This is a genomic window from uncultured Empedobacter sp. (assembly GCF_937930195.1).
GTDB classification, from domain to species: Bacteria; Bacteroidota; Bacteroidia; order Flavobacteriales; family Weeksellaceae; genus Empedobacter; species Empedobacter stercoris.
In genome coordinates this window covers 1-5192 of the sequence record NZ_CALGVK010000134.1, presented here as the reverse complement: position 1 = coordinate 5192, position 5192 = coordinate 1, and the positions used below count along the sequence as shown (strand labels likewise).

Sequence of the window (5192 nt, the reverse complement as noted above, 5' to 3'; positions counted from 1 at the left end):
TTTTATTATTTCGGAAATGTAAAATGAAAAAGGTTAATTAGAAAATTTCTTTAAAAGGAATTTCAAGTTGAGTTCCGATTTTTTTATGGTTATTCTCAAGGTTAGAAATTGATACTCCTAATAACCGAACAGTTTTGTCGGATGAATATCCTTCTGCCAATAAATCATAACAGATTTGATCGAAAAGGTTTTTATTTTTTATTGAAAATGAAGCAGATCTACTTTTAGTTGAAACTGTAAAATCACTGTATTTTATTTTTATCGTAATTGTTCTTCCGTAAACAACTGTTTTTAGTGACCAATTCCAAACGTCTTCTATTAACGGAAATAAAGCAACTTGTAACTCCTCTAAATTCTCCAAATCTTTATTAAATGTAGTTTCAGAGCCTGATGATTTTCGAATTCTGGTCGGATTAACTTCCCTCAAATCTAATCCTCTTACAATATTATAATAGTATTGCCCCGATTTACCAAATTCTCGTAAGAGTTTTTCTAATTCAAGTTTTTTTAAATCCAAACCTGTATGTATTCCCATCATGCGCATTCGTTCTGCGGTCACTTTTCCTATTCCATGAAATTTTTTGATCGGAAGTTGTTCAATAAAACCTTCAGCCATTTTTGGCGTAATCACAAATAGTCCATCAGGTTTGTTGTAATCAGAAGCAATTTTAGCTAAAAATTTATTAAAAGAAACACCAGCAGAAGCAGTTAGATTTGTTCGTTGTTTGATTTTTTGTTTAATTTCATTCGCAATTTCCGTTGCAATATCAATGTTTTTATGATTTTGTGTAACATCCAAAAATGCTTCGTCTAATGATAATGGTTCAACCAAATCGGTGTATTCAAGAAATATTTCACGAATTTGATTTGAAACTTCTTTATAAACTTGAAATCGAGGTTTAACAAAAATTAAATGAGGACATTTTCGTTTTGCAACCACAGAAGACATTGCAGAACCAACTCCATATTTTCTGGCTTCGTAGCTTGCAGTCGCAATAACTCCACGTTCTTCATTTCCGCCGACAGCAATGCATTTTCCTCTTAATTCTGGAAAATCTCGCTGTTCAACAGAAGCAAAAAATGCGTCCATATCGATATGAATAATCTTACGCTGCATCTTGCAAAATTACTCGCTTTATTTTAAATGGTAGGTTTGAATAAATTTTTTTAAGTTTTTTTTATCCGCAACAATCGTTAAATAGTCACCTAATTCGATGGCAACATTTCGATCGGGATTATGAATCATTTTACCATTTCGTTCTATAGAAACAACAATTCCTTTTGCAGTATCTTTCACCCAACCAATTGTCTTGTGCTCCAATGCACAAAAATCTGAAGGAATTACGACTTTATCCAATGTGAAATTATCAGTATTTTTTAAATCATTATTTTCTGAAGGTGTTTCTCCAATAATGTCCAAATATTTTTCAAATCGTTGAATATATTCATCTGTTCCAATAATCCCAATTTTATCAAAAGGATATAAAACAGATTCAGAATTTGGTGTTTGTATAATTCTATCTCCTCGTTTGATATAAGCTATATTAATCTGAAATTTTGTTCGCCAATCTAATTCTCCTAATCGAACACCAACAAAGTTTGCATTTTGTGGAACAATCATATCCGAAATATGTGTATTATCCCATGTATATTGAAACTTCTCTTTCTTCTTTTTTTCTTGAATTCTTTTGCTTAAAATTTCTCGTTCATTTAAATTATAAATAAATTTTGTTTGAATATAATTATAGAATTGATTGAAATATTTTGACAAAAAATACATCATAATCAATAAACCAATTGCTAAAATAATAGAAGCAAGCGTACTGGTTAAAAATTGATTGTAAATAAAAATAACAGCAACAATAACCAACACTAATCGAATAAAAATAATTGCAATGATGGGAGCGCGATTATAGTTAGATTCATCCCAAAATTCGCGTATAATTTCTCTCTTAGGACGATAGCCAATAATTGCCCAAATAAAAGGAATACATAATACAAAAGTTAGAATAAGACTAACTAAACTTGCTCCAAAATACGTAAACCAATCCATTAAAAAGAGTAAAAAATAGCTTTTTATAATAAGTGTAATTGCAATAATAATTATTCCATTGATAAAAATTGTACTGAACGTTTGCTTAATAATTTTATTCCATTTATTTTCATTTTGAATATGTTGCGTATCTGTTGAATATTTTTCAATTCCAATTATAAATTTTTGAGGTAAGATTTTCTCTAAAATTAAATAAACTTTGTCCGAAGATTTGATTAAATATGGAGTTGTAAACGTTGTTATAGCAGAAACACCAACAGCTACAGGAAACAGAAAATCACTTGTAACACCAAGAGAAAGTCCTAAACCAGCAACAATAAAGGCAAACTCTCCAATTTGAGCCATACTCATCCCTACTTGAACAGATTGTTTTAAGGGTTGTCCCGAAAGGATTGCACCTAAAGTAGTGAAAATTAATTTTCCGAAAATAGTCAACAATGTCACAATTAAAATTGACCATTTATGTTCGTACATCGAAACAGGGTCGATCATCATTCCGATTGAAATGAAAAATATTGTAGCGAAAAGATTTTTTACGGATTGAAAATTAAGTTCGATTTTTTCAGCATAAATAGTTTCTGCTAAAATAGATCCCATTACGAAAGCACCTAATTCTATCGAAAAACCTGATCTATCTGCGATATAAACCATTCCAAGACATAATCCAATTGAAATAATTAATAAAGTTTCGTCATCTAAATAATTTTTGATTGAACGTAAAAAGGTAGGAATGATAAAAATTCCACCAATAAACCATATTGCTAAAAAGAATCCTAATTTAACAAAAGAATTGATCAAATCGCTTCCGTCAAAATGTTGGCTAACGGCCATTGTAGAAAGCATAACCATTAATAAAATGACAACAATATCTTCTACAATCAGAATTCCGAAAACGACATTTGCAAACTTTTTTCGTTTCAAACCCAATTCTTCAAACGCTCTGATAATAATTGTTGTAGAAGAACTTGCTAATAAACCACCAAGAAAAATACTGTCCATTGTTGACCAGTTCATTAATCGCCCAACAAAATAACCAACAGTTACAATACATACAATTTCGACAATTGCTGTGACGGAAGCTGATCCACCAACGTTGAGTAATTTTTTGAAACTAAATTCGAGTCCAAGACTAAAAAGTAAAAATATCACACCAATTTTTGCCCAAATTTCAACGTTATGTTCTTCTGCAACTGTAGGAATATATTCGAAATGTGGCCCAACCAAAAAACCTGCAATAATATAGCCCAAGACAAGTGGTTGATTGATGCGTTTAAAAATAAGCGTTGTTACAGCACCAACACAAAGAATTAATCCTAAATCAATAATGAGTTTTGGCAAGTGTTCTTCCATAAATTGCGTTTAATTTTTACTAATTTAATGTTTTATAATGATATTTTTGCTAAATAAGAATCACCATCAGTTTTGATTTTTGTACAAGATAGTTGATGATATTCACACGCATTTTTTAACGTGTCAAAATCCAAATACAACCACTGAATAGGTTCTTCTTGTTCGCCTTTATAATGAACGGTGAAATCTAACTCGCCATAATAATTTCCATTGCTTGGAATCCATTTTCCGCCATCTTCATCTTCATCAAACATGTAAATAATATCCGTTCCATCAATCAAAACTTGACCATTTTCGTTCAATATTTTTTTTATTTTATCCAAGAAAACATTGATTAATACAAGGTTCTGAAAAATCCCTGTTCCGTTCATTAAAAATAAAATGGTATCAAATTTTTCAGTTTCATCTAATTCAAGAAAATTTTGAACTTTTACATTTTGGATACCTCTCAATAAACAGGCTTCTATTGCTTTGGGAGAAATATCAATTGCACTAACTTCTTTCTCTTTTTCTTGTAAGTAAAGTGAATGAGAACCCGCACCACAACCAACATCAAGGACTTTTCCATTCGCTAAATCCAACGCTTTTTGTTCTAAAACCGGCATCTCATCGTAACCTCGAAAGAGATAATCAATTGGCATAACATCTAATTCTGAAATAGATGTCTCAGTATACAAATCTTCGGGCGATTGATTAGTTTGATAATCTAAAATTGCTTGTCCGAAAAGGTCTTTCATGTAATTTGTATTTTATGTTCTGATTTTATTCAGAATATTTTATTCATTATTTTTTGCTAAAATAGCCTCCACAATTTGTTGTGCATGTATGCGCGAGTTTTCGATAAACCAAATATTCGTCAACATTCCTCCACAAACAACTCCTGCCAAATATAAACCATCTACATTAGTTTCCATTGTTTCGGGATTATATGTAGGTGTTTTTAATTCATCATCACTTAATGTAATTCCACAATTTTCGAGAAACTTGAAGTTAGGATGATAACCCGTTAAGGCTAAAACGGTATCATTTTCTATTGAAATATCTCCTTGTGGTGTTTTAATATTAACCTGATTTTCATTGATAGAGGTGATATTCGAGTTGAAATATGCTTTGATACTTCCTTCCGTGATACGATTTTCAATATCAGGTCGAACCCAATATTTTAAACGATTTGTAAAACTATCTCCTCGAATTACCATGGTTACATTTGCACCCTTTCGGTAACATTCTAAAGCGGCATCTACGGATGAATTATTTGCTCCAACAACGACAACATTCTGAAAAGAATACGGATGCGCCTCTTTATAATAATGATGCACTTTTGGCAAATCTTCGCCTTCTATTTGCATCATATTAGGGATGTCATAAAACCCAGTTGCAAGCACTACATTTTTTGCAGAATAGCTATTTTTTGAGGTGTTAATTTCAAAATTTGAAGTTTCAACTTTAGTGATAGCTAAGACTTCTTCATAAAGATTTAAATTAAATTTAAAATACTTATGAATGTTTCGATAGTATTCCAACGCTTCTTGTCGACCAGGTTTTGGTGCAATACAATTGAACGGGATATCACCAATTTCTAATCGTTCGGCAGTCGAAAAAAAAGTCATGTACAAAGGATAATTGTACAAGCTATTTGTTAAGGCTCCTTTTTCTAAAATTAAATAAGAAAGATTGTTTCTTTTCGCTTCTATTGCACAAGCTAAACCAATAGGTCCAGCACCGACAATTATCAAATCATATTGTTCTTTCATCGCGCAAATTTACGGATAATCAAATCGGTAATCCA

The 5192-nt window shown here is 31.1% G+C and carries 4 protein-coding genes; all 4 read right to left on the bottom strand.

Annotated elements, in window-relative coordinates:
- Positions 1 to 37: 37 nt before the first annotated feature.
- From dinB to Q0616_RS07955, 4 genes are read right to left on the bottom strand one after another with little or no spacing between them, the layout of a single operon-like run.
- A complete protein-coding gene (gene dinB, locus Q0616_RS07970; protein ID WP_284583838.1) occupies positions 38 to 1117 on the bottom strand; it encodes a DNA polymerase IV in 1080 nt (359 codons plus the stop codon).
- Between the two features lie 18 nt (positions 1118 to 1135).
- Entirely contained in the window at positions 1136 to 3403 is a 2268-nt protein-coding gene (locus Q0616_RS07965) for a cation:proton antiporter (RefSeq protein ID WP_188320176.1), read from the bottom strand.
- A gap of 32 nt (positions 3404 to 3435) precedes the next feature.
- Positions 3436 to 4140 carry a methyltransferase domain-containing protein gene (locus Q0616_RS07960; protein ID WP_225541612.1) on the bottom strand — a complete coding sequence of 235 codons (705 nt, stop codon included), beginning with the start codon at positions 4138 to 4140 and terminating at the stop codon, positions 3436 to 3438.
- Positions 4141 to 4179: 39 nt separating this feature from the next.
- Positions 4180 to 5157: a YpdA family putative bacillithiol disulfide reductase gene (locus Q0616_RS07955; protein ID WP_298776305.1), complete on the bottom strand. Its 978-nt coding sequence runs from the start codon at positions 5155 to 5157 to the stop codon at positions 4180 to 4182.
- Between the last annotated feature and the right edge of the window lie 35 nt (positions 5158 to 5192).